Raw genomic sequence first — 12,976 nt, 5'->3', positions numbered from 1 at the left:
GAGGCCAGTCCTTCGGCCGGGGTCCTGGACAGCCAAACCGTGAAATCGCCTCAGGCGGCAGGCGGTGGGGGCTATGATGCCGCCAAACGCCTCAAGGGCCGCAAGCGCCACATCGCGGTGGACACCGATGGTCGCCTGCTGATGGTCAACCTGACAGCGGCCGACGTGCAGGACGCGGCCGGGGCTGAGCAGATCGTCAAGGCGGTCCGCAAGCGCTGGCCCTGGCTGAAGCACCTCTTCGCCGACGGCGCCTATGACCGTGGCAAGCTGATGAGCGCCGCTGCCTACCGTGACTTCGTCATCGAGGTGGTGCGCAAGCTGGCAGGCCAGCAAGGCTTCCAGGTCCTGCCGCGCCGCTGGGTGGTGGAGAGGACCTTCGGCTGGATGACCCGTTGGCGCCGCCTGGTTCGCGACTACGAGCGCCGCTGCGACGTCTCCGAAGCCATGATCCACGTCGGCATGGGCGCGCTCCTCATCAGGCGCATCGCCCACCCATGACCATTCTCAAACGGGCACCTGAGTCGCCGCTGCCGCCGATTAGAGCGAGATCGAACAGAGCTTCATCTAAGCCTACTCTAGCGCAGCTTGTCCTTTAATTCTATAATATCTTTTAGGAAAGCCAAACTCCCTTCATAATCGCGCGAAGAACCTTCGTTAAAAATCTTGTCTAGAAAAGATTTGATATTTTCTTCCGAAAGGCGATTGGGATTTGCGTAAACCCAGATAACCTGGGCGCCAGGGTACTGATTTGCGAGAAGCGCCTTCGCTAGCCATGGAGCTGGCGTATCATTTCCTATCATTCTTTGTGGCGAAATGTAGGAGTAAAGATTACTCCTTGGAAGATTGAATTTTAAGGCTTGTACGTAGTCGCTGATAGAAGTCAGTAGCAGCCCGGTGGATAGCAGATCTTTAGTATATTGGACCGAGGATGTCTGAGGGCGCAGAGCTGAGCAGCCGCCCGCTCTTCTCCACTCATCGATCTCCCGTGGCGTCTGTATTGATCGGCTGAGGCCGTCACATAAAGATTGCAGGATGGTGCGCTGGATCCGGGATGATTCCACACCATCCGCGCTCGGCGTAAATATGCTTATCGGAGTGCTGCGAATTCCCGCGTCGATTTGATTCCAATTCTCAGTTTTATTCTCAGGAAATCTTAGTGTTGCAAACGGCCAAAGCCTAGTATCAGCAAGGGGTCCTGCCGCGTGCGAATCACGCGAGGTTCTGAGAACCGCTGGAAATTCCCCGATCCTTCGCCGCCCGTCGGCATCAATGATGCTACATGACGCAGTATCCAAAGCTTTTTGAAGGTCAGCCGGAGCAGGCTGCAAATCCTTCGGCTTGCAGACTCTGCTTTGCACCCAAGCTTCTGGTAGCGAGAAATCACCCTCCGGCAGGTTGGCGAGCGCTGCTGCCGCGATATGTTCCCGCGTAATCCAGGTCGGCAGCACGCTCTCGCGCTCTGTCATAGGAAGAAAGCCTCGAATAGCGATAGGGAACTCCACGAATTTGGGGCTCACCATCGCGGCGGAGAATATCTCACTGCCAGAGCAGCGACGTACGTCATCGATGCTGTGCGGCAACCAGCGTCCTACTCTGACGACTACCGGCACGCTAGCGATGTTGCTGCAGAAGTTCCCGAGTTGCGCATTGTCCGGTAAGGCACTATGGCTCGCCGATCCCAGAGCGAAGTGTAAATCCGCCTCATCTAAATTAGAGTAGATCTTAAAGGCGCTCTGGTTGAGACGATCAGCACTTGCCGACCGCCGAACGAATTCATGCTTGGCTGCAGCAAAGGCGTCGTCTAACCGAATATCAGGAGGATTTTGCGCCAATGCTGCGGTAGCCTTTCCAAGGAAGAGGACCGCACAAAACGCCGCCGACCATCTCTCCATCGCTCTGCGCTCCCGCGTTGTTATCGTGGCGGCCGACCAAGGCTCGGCGTGGTCTGAGGTAAGCTCTGGCTCGGCTGTGGTAATGCGCCCGGGGGTATAGTCAAAGGAGTTACTGCGCTGCTATTCACCCCAGGAAGCGACGTTGAGTCGGACCCTATACTAGCTGGCAGGTTGACGACACTAGCTGGATTGCTGATCCAAGGTGTTGGTCGCAGCAGCGACATGTCGAGTGCCAGAAAGCCTTCTGGGGCATCTTTGGTAGAGAGAGCACTCCCATACGGGGCTTGAACCGCAGCTGGGATGTAGATTTTTCGGGGATCGCTTGGCGGCGTGTTCATGATCAGCCATGATCGCGTCTGCGCGGCTTCCATCTCTGGCTGAACACACCTACTCACTGCGCCGTTGCCCGCCACAAGGCAGCCGCAGTCGGGTCCGGTGACAGCAGGGCAGATTTTCGGCATGGTCGGGCCGCCTCCGTTATCTGCTCCGCGCGTTGGAGGCGTACCACCCGCCCGCCCGCCCGCCACTTGACTGCCTAGCTCATAACCTGGGTCGAAGCCTGGCGCAGCTTCCATGCTTCCGGGCTTCGCCCCACCTTTGTCATCACCAGGCGTACTAGGCGCATCCCCTGCTCTCCCGCCACCCTGACCGCTGACTTGCGTTCCTTCGGTCTGCTTGCCTCCATCCTTGTTATCAGTCTTGTCGTCGTTGTTCTGCTGTCCACCAGCGTTTGCTTCCTCCATGTCCTTCTCACACTGAAGTTGACATTCCCGTGCGTGCTTCCCGGTTAATGTTTCGGTTCCAGTCTTACGCCAATCCACAATCGCCGAGCGAATACTGTCGAACTCCCCATCCTTTATCTTAGTGAGTACGGCGCTCCCACCTGCAGCTATCTGGCCCAAGAAAACTGCTGTTTCCTGTACCGCGCAGCCGATTCTGCAGGCTTCGTCCTGAGTTGGGGTGTTCGATGCAACTTGCTTGGAAACAGTCTCTTCTATCTCTTTTAGTTGTTTCAAACGAGTTTCGATGTTCGATCGCATTACGTTCAGGAGATCCACCCCATCGCTGATGGATACGGGATCTGCGTTCGTCTGCGGCATGGTGGCCGAAATGGCTCCCAAGCTTGGCGCCGCATCAAAGGCTGGAACTTTGTTGTCGCCAGCTGGGGGCCTAACTTGAGAAGCGTCCTTGCACATCCGGCAGCTCCCCCCCCTAAATGGCGCATCGCCGACGAACTGTGCACCAGATGTACTTGCTGGCGTAGGAGTGATTCCGGGGACCAAAGATAGCATCTGGGCTTGCGCGCGCGCTGCGATCTCAGCGAAGGCGTACGCAAAGGGAATTGCCCGACTGTTTCCCAAGTTAAGAGGTGTGGGAAAGATGAAATCTGACGTAAGGTTTCTGGCTGTAGCTGGTTGCTCAGCCCCAACCGTAATCTTCTGGACTAGTAGCTGTACGCCAGGAGGAGCCCCGAAGACTCTAAAATCTTGCAAGGGTGCGGACTTACCTCCGAGCTGCTCCATGTAGGCCGTGAAGTTCTCCGGCCCCTGTCGCCTTTCCACTCCAGCCTGGCTAGCCAGGGCATTGAGATCATGGCCCATAGCCCGTCCCAGCCCTGGGTAAAGATACTCTAGAGAGATCATTGCCCTTGCTGCGATCTCCGGACCCTTCTCTCCAAAAGGCGAATGTGCCAATGCAGCGATGTCAACAAGGTTCATTGCTGGGGCAGTGAGCGCCATTTCGGGACCAAACTTTGCCACGTCGGCGAGCATCGCACCTTGGAGAGCATCCGGGTCATCTGTGAAGCCAGCACTTTTAAGCGCTGAACTCATGGCTTCAACCGAGAAAATTAAGCGTGCAGTCTGAAATACACCTGCGTCACCCTTGCAGGCTGACGTCTGGTGATAGTTGTCTGCCAACGACGCACAGGACATCAGATCACTGCTTGTGATGATCTGAATGCCAATATTCGGAGGCTTTGGCTGGTCACTGTGAACCTGCGCAAGCGCTGCCGACGAAGCAGCCAGCCCTGCTATGATACCGCTGAATGCTTTCAGCAGAGTCCCAATCCGCATCTTTGACGCCCTTCCCGGTTGGACGTGTCCACGGCTGCTCTGGTATGGCCTGGAAGGAGCATGAAGCAGAGCTTTGTAGTCCGCCAAAATTGAATTTTCCGAGAGGTCTGTGTTGCCCTGCGACGGTCATGACTCTTGTGGACGCGCGAGAAACATGGGCGATGTCCCCAACGGCAGAGGAATACCATGACCTGCCGACTGAGCGGCGCTGGAGGCCACCGTCATGCGGGAGCCGCCTGGCGTTCGCCAGATCGTGTCTCTGGGCGAGCTTTCGGCTAAGAAACCTGTGCGCGGAATGGCTGAAATCTGCTGTGATTCAGTGGGGCCTCAGGCGGCTGCGAGGAGTGCCCCGGATGTCACGTCTGCGGATTGGCTAGGAGATCCTCAGCCTTATGTCTGATCAGCGGAGCGGGCGATCTTCTCTGGATCATTTGGCAGAGCTGATCGACTAAGCGCCTATCGAGGGTCGCCTGGACGGCGTTCATGCTGCGGCAGGAGACGAGCCAGCTTGGCCACCCTTAGCCTTGGTCAAGGCGATGCTGATCGCGGTCTGGCACCACCTCTCCGAGGTGAAGCTCGCGGAGGCTTTCGACGGCAGGGCCTCGTTCCGACGGTTCTGCGGTTTCTCCGCCAAGGAGCCGACACCGGAGCGCGCGACCTTTGTGCGGTTCCGCCGGGAGTTGGTGCGGCAGGGCCTGGACCAGGTGTCAACGCCGTTTGAAAACTGACCCACTTTGGATTGATGTTGGAGTGAACCCCTGAGGCTGGACACCCTGGATCAGAACTAGGCCACGTGCCGTACCAGTTGGCGTTCGAACTCCTCGGGTGACCGGTAGCCAAGCGCGGAGTGGAGGCGCTTGGCGTTATAGACCTCCTCGATGAACCTTGGCAGGCGCTCCGCGACGTCCTGGAACGTCTCGTAGCCACCAATGTAGATGTCCTCGACCTTCAGCGTCTTCATAAAGCTTTCCGCCTGCGCATTGTGGTACGGATTACCGGCCGAACTCATCGAGCCTCGGAACCCGGCGTTCGCCAGCGCCCGGCGGTAGGCCTCACTCGCATATTGCCCGCCGCGATCGGTGTGGAAGATGCATCCGGCAGGAGGTTGGCGGATCTCCACCGCCGATCGCAGTGCAGCCAGCGCCAAGTTGGTGTCGATGGCACGCGAGATGGCGTAACCAACCACCTTGCGGCTGCACGCGTCCAGGATGGCAGCCAGGTAGCAGAACCCGGAGGCAAGGCGGATGTAGGTGAAGTCGCCCACCCACACTTGGTTGGCCTGTGACGGAATGACATTGCGGTACAGGTTGGGAAAAATCGGGCTGTTGTGCTTGCTGTCGGTGGTACGCACGTGGCGCCGCCGCGGCTTGATGCCCATGCCCTTGGCCCGCATGACACGGGCGATCCGTTTGTGGTTCACCACGTGGCCGCGGCGCCTGAGCTCATGCGTCACTCTGCGGTAGCCATATCCAGGCAGCTCATCCTGGATGGTACCGATGAGTTCCTCCAGCTCGCCGTCTGTCAGTGCGGCGGATCCTTCCTGCGCCCGGTAATAGTAGGTGCTGCGTGGCAACTCGATCACTTGGCACCCCCTTCGGATGGAGCAGGCCTGGGGCCGGTGATGATCGATGAGGTTTCGTTGTCGCTCACGAGGCGCAGGCGTGGTGTTTTTTTTGCTAGGTCCAGCTCCATGGTGAGTTGGCCGACCTTGCGCTCCAGCGCGGCAATCCTGGCCTCGTACTCGGCAATGATGGAGGCCTCCGCCTCCTCGCTGCTGAGTTCGCCTCGGTCGTACTGGGTCAGCCAGAGCTGCAGCAGGTTGGTGGACAGGTTGTGGTGCTTGGCCGCATCACGGCGGCCGATGGCGCCGCTGCGGATGTCTTGGCATAGCTGAAGCCTGAACTGCGGCGAATGGCGCCGGTAGGGGCCTCGTGACGGCATGACCTTCTCCTGATGGAAGGTCCGACCAGTGTATCAGTTCCGGGGCGCCAAGTGGTCCAGCCTCAGGGGTTCACTCCAGCCTGGGTCAGTTTCACAGCGGCAGCTAGACCAGGCGCTGTTCGGGCGGTGACCACCCAGCTCTGGGCCAAAGCCGTAATCGTCAAGACCGGCACGCTGACCGATGCAACGATCATCGCCTCAGCCAGCCGCGCTTATGGCGAGGCAGCCTGGGCGGGCCATCAGAGGCGCCGCGCGATCCATGGCTTCAAGGCCAATGTCAGCGCCGATGCCGAGACGGCGCTCGTCGAGGCGCTCGCGGTGACGTCGGGCAATGTCCATGACGGCTTGGCCGGAGGTGCCACCCTGCCGGAGAACCGTGGTTAGGTCTATGCTGACAGCGCCTACCGAGGCGAGTTCTTCGGCGCGGCGCTGCGGGCTAAGGGCGGCACGCCTCGGATCATAGCCACGGGCATGTGTGGCGTCCTGGCTACAACAACCCTGCGCAACCTCCGCCGCTGGAACTACACCATCCAGCGTATCCGCTGCCGGATCGAGAAGATCTTCGGCACCTGCAAGCGCAGCTACGGACTGCGTCGCATTCGATGGCGAGGCTTGGCCATAGCCAGTTTGCAGGTTTGCCTCACCGCCATCGCCTACAATCTTAAATGAGCAGCATTTATCCTCGAAACGGCTACGGCCTGAGGTGGCCATGCAGGTTTCAGCATCGGGCCAAACGGCAACTTCCTCCCAGAGGGACGAAGCAGCGGATCGCAACATTCAGCCACTTGAGGACACACGACCTTTCCGCATACAGATCTCCTAGGTAAAGCGACGTCCGCTTTGTGGGAGGCTGATTGGCTGCCCGAATGTCCGAGAAGGGCGCGAAGCCGACCAAAGCTGAATAGGAGCCGGGCCTGCTGCGTTCTACCCACGGATCGAGAATCGCTCATACGCAGTGAGCTTCCGCATTACCGGCTCGACCTGGCGCCCATAGATGCTTTCGCAAAGGTAGGCGCACTCGGCCACCTGGGCATCTTCGCTCACGTCGATGTACCAAGCCTTGGGATGCTCGTTCGCATCGCCGTTCCACCGGTAGCCCCGCGCCTTCAGGGTGTCCTTGTGGTGGAACGGTGCCTCCACCGCCCAGATGCGCCAGCTTGGGCGCCGGGCGCCCTCCAGCAGCCGGGCCATGCCGGTGACGCCGGAGCGGAGCAGCGGCCGCGCAAGGATTTGCAGCGTCGCCTCGCAGTCGTGGACAGCGCGGTGGCCGTCGAAGAACAGCCCGTGCTTCATCGCCAGGTAGCCCAGCCTGCTGCCCTCGAATCCTTCGGCTGCCCAGTCGACGCCGTGCAGCGAGCAGGCCCAGGGCTTTGCCACGAAGGCGTCGCAGAAGGCCTCGGCGAACCGGCGGTCGAAGCTAGCGTTGTGGGCGATCACGAGGGCGGCGGATTCGACGAATCCCGCCACCTCGGCCGGGTCGATGCTGTGCCCGGCCACCATGTCGTTGGTCAGGCCGGTCAGCTCTGTGACGGCAGGCGAGATGGGGATGGATGGCTGCCGGAGACGACTGAACGCCTGCCCCACCGAGTAGACCGTGCCGTCCAGCCCATAGGTGAAGGGCAGCATGGCCATCTCGATGATCTCGTCCCGCAGCGGGTCGAGGCCGGTGGTCTCGAGGTCCAGGAGGACACCAAGGCGGGTCCGAGTACCGGCCGGGATCTCCAGGGGCTGGTGGCCGCCAACACGCCGCAGCACACGGTACTGGCCACTGGCTTCGAGTGCAGCCGCCATCTGCTCGAGCTGGCTGGGGTCCAATCCTGTCACGACATCATGCGGCATGCGGTTTCCTTGCCGCTTGGCGTCGCCGCGGACCAGTAGATCAGAAGGTGAACCCGCTACTCAGGACCGACCGAGTCCAGCTCCCCCATTCCGAGCTCCTGCCGGACATGCGCGAACTGCACCGGATCCAACCCACGGCGCTGCGCCGCCAACCAGCGTAGCGCGTCCAGACCCGCATCGGTGAAGTAGGCGCGGGCCATGTACGGCGAGCCCGCGCGCACCACCATCAGGCCGCGATCCACCATGTCCTGCATTGCGACCGGGACCTTCGGCTGCCCGGCCAGCGGCCCGCTGCGCCACACCCGCAGGAAGATGCCATCCGCCAGCTTGGGCCGGGTGCCGAACCGCACACACAGCTCGCGCCGGAGGAGGTCTCGTTCAGAGGCGGCGAGCACTTCGACTGACTGGTCAGCGGGGCGTGAGGCGTGCATTCCTCTCTAATAGCACCGCTGGCACTTCGCCAGCATGGCGCCTATGGTGGCGGTAGGCTTGGCATAGTCACGACGTGGTGGTTCCGACGCTCCATCACGCCCAACCACCATTCACCTTGTGCCGAAGCGCTCAGGCAGCCCTGCGCTTCCGGCGCAAATGAGGCAAACAGGCATACCCACCGATTTAGGCACGATAACGGAATGTTATCGTGCTACCTTCCTCTATGCTCGGGCCGAAACGTATCGTGTGTTTGGCCAGCCGCTCATCGCGGCGGAGGTTACCTACGCCGCCCCCTGCGCCTTCCGTATCCCCTCCAGCACCGCCTCGTGGGTCGCCAGGATCCGCCGCAACGTGGGCTTTCCTTTGTCGCTCGCCTCAGCGATGCCCTCATGCATCTCCTCGATCCCCATCGTCATCTGCTCGGCCAAGCCCGAGAGCCGCTCCTGAAACTGCTCGTCATCGTCCTTGAGTTCGGCCGCCCAGATCGCCAAGACGCGGGAGAGTTCAGCGGCAGCGCGCTCGGGCGGGACGCCCGCTTGCAGCAGCTTGACGAGGGGGGCCAGATCGGCAGCAGGAGAGCGGGGCATGCGGGAGAAATAGGTTGGCGGCCTGTGGGTGGCTAGACGCCAAGCGACCGCTTTGGGCAACAGCAGTGGGTCTACCGCGCGTTCAGCATAGGGGTTGGAGGAGCATCGAGCTGTGACGCCCGAGCGCCTGCAGCAGATCGGTGAGCGACGTGCTACGTGTCGAGCGCGAGCAACGCCGGGCTTGGCGTCATCAGTACGGCTACGGCCCGCGTTACGACCGCGGTTGGCGACGAGAGCACGGCATGGCGCCTGCTGACCGCAGCCGCCCTGCAGGCGACGCGGCCACCCGTCGGGGCCGAGCTCTGAAGGCTCGTCGTCAGACCTGACTCGTAGCCGCAGGCGGCATATGGACGGCGAGCCAGACGGTTTCCCCGGCTGAATCCGTCCAGGCGACCCGGTGACGGCAGAAGGCAGGCAGGATGGCGTAGTCTCCGGCCTCCAGGCGCCGCTCGCTTCCGTCCTCGAACGCGAGCACGGCGCCGCCGGAGATGACCAGCACAAACTCGTCACAGGCCTGCTCGTACCAGAAGTCGGGCGCGCTCGCCGCGCCTCGGGAGAGGATTCGCTCCACGCGGGCGCCCCCGGGAGCCGTCAGCAGGTCAAGGAACGTCTCCTCGCCCGGTGCCGGGCGCGGACCACCTTCACTGAGGTGGCCGAAAGTCGGACCTCTGGCCGAGTCCGCCTGCCTAGCATTCCCATCGGCGCCGTCCCTGTCCTCCCCTCCGCCGGTGATGACGAACCGATGCCCCTCTCGTTGGAGCCACTGGTTGTAGGAGGCTGTTGCTGGACGGTTGCGCTGGCGGGGCAAGTCATCCCGCCTGCGGCGAAGGTCATCGTCCAGCAGGTTCATGATCGTCCGCGCAGGGTACGGCTTGCCGTCAGGACCGTAGTGGCCCAACTCCGCCAGAAGTTCGGCGACGCGGTACAGGTCGCCATCCGGGTCCTCAGCCATGAGGCGGCGGGCCTCTGCCATGATGGCGGCATTGGGAGGGCGATCCCGCATGGCGGTGTCTCCTAATTAGAAACCTGCGCCCGACCAAGTCAGCGCTGGCTGGAACTAGCGCCACATTATCGCAAAGGCTTCTCATTGGCAGTGGCTCGTTTGAATGTCTGCAGCGCTGCACAAATTCCGATAGAAATCGGCATTGACGTGATACCTTCGGGATCACGCAACAGGAGCAGCCGACCATGGTCATCGAATGCAGATACCCGCACATCACGATCGACTGCGACACTGTTGACGGCAATGCCCTGGGCATCGTGTCCAAGGTGTCCGAAGCACTGGAAGAGGCAGGCGTCTCCGAAGAAGAGGTGCTCGAGTACCAGCGTGATGCACTCGCTGGCGACTACGACCGCACGCTTCAAGCCAGCCTCAGGATGGTAAGCTTCCGCTGAAGTGTGAGCGGAGCGTGCCGTCCTGCCATCATACCGCACGGCGGCACGCTATCTGGCGCCTCCGCCAGCCTCATCATCGACGGCTCGCCTCCAGGCACTCCCGCGTGTCGCTCCAGCAGAGCTTCACCAGCCCGATCCCATAGAAGACGACACCACCGGCTCCAAACGCCGTGGTCGCAATCCCTGCTGCCCACATGACCAGAGCGGCCAGGACCGGCGCGCCGGTGTCCGTGCCGCTGCTGACCACCGACACTGCCCATGCAAGGGCGCCGCAGCCTGCCAGCAGGCCAGCCAGACCAGCGACGGCCATCCGCAGGATCATCGCCGTGCCCATGGATCCGCTGCGGGCATGTGGGCGCGCGAGGGCAGATCCGGCTGCAGGCGCAGATGGGAACTGCGCGCTGCGGACGCTGCTGACAGAATGCGGGCGGCCCATTGCATCATCCTAGCCACCTGCGGCGATCTGGTCGGCAGACAATGCCTCCGCGTCCAGGCCGCGCAGGAGCGCGCCAACCGCTTCCAGGGCCGTATGCACGCTCTGCTGGCGCGTCACTGTCTGAGCAACCTCTGCAGCGGCGGTAAGCTGGCCGAGAGCGGCGGTTGCCAGCGTACGAATGGACGCGTCGGCCTCGGAGCCGACGCGATCCGACATGTCCTCCGAGCTGCGCAGTTCAGCGCCCTTACCGCCAGTGCAAGCTTCCTCAAGCTGGTCCGATGGCACACCCAGCATCTTGGTCAGGAAGGCTGCGCACCCGTCCTGACCCGACTTGCGTGCCATCTCGCGCATGACCTGGGCAACGTGGGGCTTCAACGTCAGCTGCATCTCACCGGCGCCGCCATGCCTAGCCTTCGCCAGCGCGCCTGCCGACGGATGCCCAGGTGCCGGTCCGCAGACCATATCCTCCCGCGAGTGCCAGGCACCGGTGCTGTCGTAGGTTCCCCAAGGAACCGGCAGCTCGGCGTGGGCCCCTGCGGTGTTCCGCCACCAGGCAGGTGCCCCGGTGTCGTCCACCGGCCCGGACGCGCCGGTGACCGGGTCGGTGAGAGCCGCCATGGCGACGACGAAGGCCACGGCGCCTGCCTCGGTGGCCGACGTCCTGCAGCGGTCCCACTCGACGATGAGCTGGCCGGTGGTGCCGTCATCCCAGGCCCGGATCATGTCGATCCTGTGCTGTTGCTGCGCGAACGCGGTGAGTACGACGTCAGCCAAGTCCGCCCACCCGGCAGGTACGCTAATGTCCTGGTCCACTCGGTCGCCCCACCGTCGCCCGAGAAGGCCCAGGGCCCGCGGCTGACCGGCGCCGATGGGAGGACGAAGCGGCCTCAGGTAGTGAGCCGGAACCGGCTCGTAGCCGTCCACCTCGTCGGAAGCGAGCGCGACAGCATCCTCACCGCGCTTGAACATCGGCCTGCCCGGCCGCCCAGACACCGCACTCACCGCGAGGCTTAGATGGGAAGCGGCGGAGATGGCGCCTCGGATAAAGCGGTCTTCCCGGATCAGGTGGTAGTTCAGGCCATTTCGCCCGCCTGGCGAAATCCTCAGGATCTCCAGGTGCTCCATCCCGGCGGCGCTGGCGTGCCGGTCAATCACCTCGGACAGTGCCAGGAGGATGGCGAAGCAGCCGTCGCCGAGTTCTGGGCTGAAGGGCGCCGACTCCTTTCCAGGCTTCCGTGGGGCCCTGTTGTAGAGCGAAGGATAGCGGCACCGCAGGATTTCCTCGAACTCGCGGCGCATCAGGATGGCCTCCGGCCGTCGCGCAGGCGCCAGTACCGCTCCATATTGGCGCCGAGGAAATGTGCCACGGCGGCCTCATCCTTGAGGGGCGGCGGCTCGACCCCGAGGTGCCGGGCCATCTTGCAGGCGACCACCCATTTGCGGGCGGCCGGTAAATCCTTCGGGACCGGCGGCAGTGGGAGCGGGTCCGTGAGTTGAGGTTCGACCATCAAGGCGAAGGCAATCCTGGCCTCGAGAGTTGGCAAGGCTTCAGGGGTGACCGCGCGGCCCAGCGTGTACCGCCTGCCGCTCTCGGTCTGGGCGCGGCCGGTTGCGGCGTCGATCCAGACGACGGGCGTGCTCAGGACCCAGGAGAGGCCGCCGGTCCCGGCGTGTTGGATGGCGAAGCCGAAGAGGTGCTCGTAGCCGGTGTCGAGGGCGACGAGGCACCAGGGGTCCATGGCTGCCCGAAGGCACTGGTTGTTATTGGCCATCTCTTTTCCCGGCACGCCGGTTCCCAATCACGCGACACAACAGCAAAGCTCACGGCAGGTGGCCGACTTTGCAGCGTCGCAAGTGGCCGACGGCGGCCACCATCAGCCTCAAGCGACTCGGCCCAGCGCCTTATGCTCTACTCAGAAGAACCTGAAAAGGGGTTATAGTAACCGCCAAACAGGTTCCTGTTGGGGTGTTTTGCGTGCTGGCTGGCGGGAAGGCGCCAGTTGTTGTCAAAGAATCGCTTCTCTGTCAGCAGACTGCCTTCCCGATGTTTCGCTCAGCCCGCATCCTTGTCGCAGCCCGTGCTCTCGCTGGGATGAGTCAGGCGGATCTCGCATCCGCCGCGGGGATCGCTGTCAGCGTGCTCCAGGCAATCGAGCAAGGCCGTTCCGATCCGCGATTATCGACTGTGATCGCGCTCGTAGACGCTCTCAAGCAGCGCGGCGTGGAAATTATTCCTGAGAGCGATCGAAACGCTTGGGGTGTGGTGGTCACGAAAGGCTCAGAAGCCGAGAAACTTGGAAGCAAGTGAGCCCTTTGCGGTGGTAGCCACCGCATCTTGGAACGTGCTGCAGATTTCGATGTGAGGGTGCAGCTTTAGAT

The 12,976-nt window shown here is 62.3% G+C and carries 15 protein-coding genes and 1 pseudogene; 5 read left to right on the top strand and 11 right to left on the bottom strand.

The genetic code is table 11. The annotated features are described in order from the left end of the window. On the top strand, nt 1–498 hold a 498-nt coding region (locus CR165_RS10825; protein ID WP_109517010.1), incomplete at its 5' end, for an IS5 family transposase. Between the two features lie 77 nt (nt 499–575). Here the strand turns inward: CR165_RS10825 and CR165_RS24495 are convergent. Both CR165_RS24495 and CR165_RS24490 read right to left on the bottom strand, forming a co-directional pair. Next, nucleotides 576–1,892 carry a hypothetical protein gene (locus CR165_RS24495; RefSeq protein ID WP_146201881.1) on the bottom strand — a complete coding sequence of 439 codons (1,317 nt, stop codon included), beginning with the start codon at nt 1,890–1,892 and terminating at the stop codon, nt 576–578. Nucleotides 1,893–1,912: 20 nt separating this feature from the next. After that, the gene (locus tag CR165_RS24490; RefSeq protein ID WP_146201880.1) at nt 1,913–3,967 is read right to left on the bottom strand and encodes a hypothetical protein; all 2,055 of its coding nucleotides are present in this window, start codon (nt 3,965–3,967) and stop codon (nt 1,913–1,915) included. A 458-nt stretch (nt 3,968–4,425) separates the two neighbouring features. Between CR165_RS24490 and CR165_RS10820 the strand changes: the two genes are divergently transcribed. Further along, a complete protein-coding gene (locus CR165_RS10820) occupies nt 4,426–4,695 on the top strand; it encodes a transposase (protein WP_367604213.1) in 270 nt (89 codons plus the stop codon). 56 nt (nt 4,696–4,751) lie between these two features. On the opposite strand, the gene CR165_RS10815 is transcribed toward CR165_RS10820, so the two are convergent. Together CR165_RS10815 and CR165_RS25625 are read right to left on the bottom strand one after the other, a co-directional pair. Continuing rightward, nucleotides 4,752–5,567 (bottom strand): IS3 family transposase, encoded by an 816-nt coding sequence (locus CR165_RS10815; protein WP_245906338.1) that lies wholly within the window; start codon nt 5,565–5,567, stop codon nt 4,752–4,754. Beyond that, complete coding sequence (locus tag CR165_RS25625) at nt 5,546–5,908, bottom strand: transposase (RefSeq protein WP_245906327.1); 363 nt, start codon at nt 5,906–5,908, stop codon at nt 5,546–5,548. The genes CR165_RS10815 and CR165_RS25625 overlap by 22 nt, the downstream gene beginning before the upstream one ends. A 12-nt stretch (nt 5,909–5,920) precedes the next feature. Between CR165_RS25625 and CR165_RS26120 the strand changes: the two are divergent. Beyond that, nucleotides 5,921–6,577, top strand: a pseudogene (locus tag CR165_RS26120) (transposase). A 255-nt stretch (nt 6,578–6,832) separates the two neighbouring features. Here CR165_RS26120 and CR165_RS10805 read toward each other — a convergent pair. From CR165_RS10805 to CR165_RS10790, 4 genes are all read right to left on the bottom strand, one after another. Further along, nucleotides 6,833–7,747, bottom strand: a complete 915-nt coding sequence (locus CR165_RS10805; protein WP_109516983.1) for a 3'-5' exonuclease — start codon at nt 7,745–7,747, stop codon at nt 6,833–6,835. A 56-nt stretch (nt 7,748–7,803) separates the two neighbouring features. Next, on the bottom strand, nt 7,804–8,178 hold the full coding sequence (locus tag CR165_RS10800) for a hypothetical protein (RefSeq protein ID WP_146201878.1): 375 nt from the start codon (nt 8,176–8,178) through the stop codon (nt 7,804–7,806). Nucleotides 8,179–8,460: 282 nt separating this feature from the next. After that, nucleotides 8,461–8,766: a hypothetical protein gene (locus CR165_RS10795; protein WP_109516981.1), complete on the bottom strand. Its 306-nt coding sequence runs from the start codon at nt 8,764–8,766 to the stop codon at nt 8,461–8,463. A 316-nt stretch (nt 8,767–9,082) separates the two neighbouring features. Further along, nucleotides 9,083–9,769, bottom strand: a complete 687-nt coding sequence (locus tag CR165_RS10790) for a cupin domain-containing protein (RefSeq protein ID WP_245906323.1) — start codon at nt 9,767–9,769, stop codon at nt 9,083–9,085. A 185-nt stretch (nt 9,770–9,954) separates the two neighbouring features. On the opposite strand from CR165_RS10790, the gene CR165_RS10785 reads away from it, so the two are divergent. Beyond that, nucleotides 9,955–10,161 carry an ACT domain-containing protein gene (locus CR165_RS10785; protein WP_109516980.1) on the top strand — a complete coding sequence of 69 codons (207 nt, stop codon included), beginning with the start codon at nt 9,955–9,957 and terminating at the stop codon, nt 10,159–10,161. A 73-nt stretch (nt 10,162–10,234) separates the two neighbouring features. Here CR165_RS10785 and CR165_RS10780 read toward each other — a convergent pair whose 3' ends face one another. The 3 genes from CR165_RS10780 to CR165_RS10770 all read right to left on the bottom strand — a co-directional run bounded on the left by CR165_RS10780 (nt 10,235) and on the right by CR165_RS10770 (nt 12,369). Then, the gene (locus CR165_RS10780) at nt 10,235–10,495 is read right to left on the bottom strand and encodes a hypothetical protein (RefSeq protein ID WP_109516979.1); all 261 of its coding nucleotides are present in this window, start codon (nt 10,493–10,495) and stop codon (nt 10,235–10,237) included. Nucleotides 10,496–10,606: 111 nt separating this feature from the next. Next, complete coding sequence (locus CR165_RS10775; protein ID WP_109516978.1) at nt 10,607–11,896, bottom strand: hypothetical protein; 1,290 nt, start codon at nt 11,894–11,896, stop codon at nt 10,607–10,609. Beyond that, a complete protein-coding gene (locus CR165_RS10770) occupies nt 11,896–12,369 on the bottom strand; it encodes a hypothetical protein (RefSeq protein ID WP_109516977.1) in 474 nt (157 codons plus the stop codon). The genes CR165_RS10775 and CR165_RS10770 overlap by 1 nt, the downstream gene beginning before the upstream one ends. A gap of 272 nt (nt 12,370–12,641) precedes the next feature. Between CR165_RS10770 and CR165_RS10765 the strand changes: the two genes are divergently transcribed. Continuing rightward, on the top strand, nt 12,642–12,905 hold the full coding sequence (locus CR165_RS10765) for a helix-turn-helix transcriptional regulator (RefSeq protein ID WP_109516976.1): 264 nt from the start codon (nt 12,642–12,644) through the stop codon (nt 12,903–12,905). Nucleotides 12,906–12,976 lie beyond the last annotated feature (71 nt).

Source organism: Teichococcus aestuarii (genome assembly GCF_003116135.1).
Taxonomy (GTDB): domain Bacteria; phylum Pseudomonadota; class Alphaproteobacteria; order Acetobacterales; family Acetobacteraceae; genus Pseudoroseomonas; species Pseudoroseomonas aestuarii.
Note: the sequence above shows the minus strand (reverse complement) of the source record. Positions and strands in the feature narration are given on the sequence as shown.

What these genes read in the sequence shown, in the direction of transcription:
- CR165_RS24495 (WP_146201881.1), bottom strand. Translation starts at nt 1,892, where the DNA reads ATGGAGAGATGGTCGGCGGCGTTTTGTGCGGTCCTCTTCCTTGGAAAG.
- CR165_RS24490 (WP_146201880.1), bottom strand. Translation starts at nt 3,967, where the DNA reads ATGCGGATTGGGACTCTGCTGAAAGCATTCAGCGGTATCATAGCAGGG.
- CR165_RS25625 (WP_245906327.1), bottom strand. Translation starts at nt 5,908, where the DNA reads ATGCCGTCACGAGGCCCCTACCGGCGCCATTCGCCGCAGTTCAGGCTT.
- CR165_RS10805 (WP_109516983.1), bottom strand. Translation starts at nt 7,747, where the DNA reads ATGCCGCATGATGTCGTGACAGGATTGGACCCCAGCCAGCTCGAGCAG.
- CR165_RS10800 (WP_146201878.1), bottom strand. Translation starts at nt 8,178, where the DNA reads ATGCACGCCTCACGCCCCGCTGACCAGTCAGTCGAAGTGCTCGCCGCC.
- CR165_RS10795 (WP_109516981.1), bottom strand. Translation starts at nt 8,766, where the DNA reads ATGCCCCGCTCTCCTGCTGCCGATCTGGCCCCCCTCGTCAAGCTGCTG.
- CR165_RS10790 (WP_245906323.1), bottom strand. Translation starts at nt 9,769, where the DNA reads ATGCGGGATCGCCCTCCCAATGCCGCCATCATGGCAGAGGCCCGCCGC.
- CR165_RS10785 (WP_109516980.1), top strand. Translation starts at nt 9,955, where the DNA reads ATGGTCATCGAATGCAGATACCCGCACATCACGATCGACTGCGACACT.
- CR165_RS10780 (WP_109516979.1), bottom strand. Translation starts at nt 10,495, where the DNA reads ATGGGCACGGCGATGATCCTGCGGATGGCCGTCGCTGGTCTGGCTGGC.
- CR165_RS10775 (WP_109516978.1), bottom strand. Translation starts at nt 11,896, where the DNA reads ATGCGCCGCGAGTTCGAGGAAATCCTGCGGTGCCGCTATCCTTCGCTC.
- CR165_RS10770 (WP_109516977.1), bottom strand. Translation starts at nt 12,369, where the DNA reads ATGGCCAATAACAACCAGTGCCTTCGGGCAGCCATGGACCCCTGGTGC.
- CR165_RS10765 (WP_109516976.1), top strand. Translation starts at nt 12,642, where the DNA reads ATGTTTCGCTCAGCCCGCATCCTTGTCGCAGCCCGTGCTCTCGCTGGG.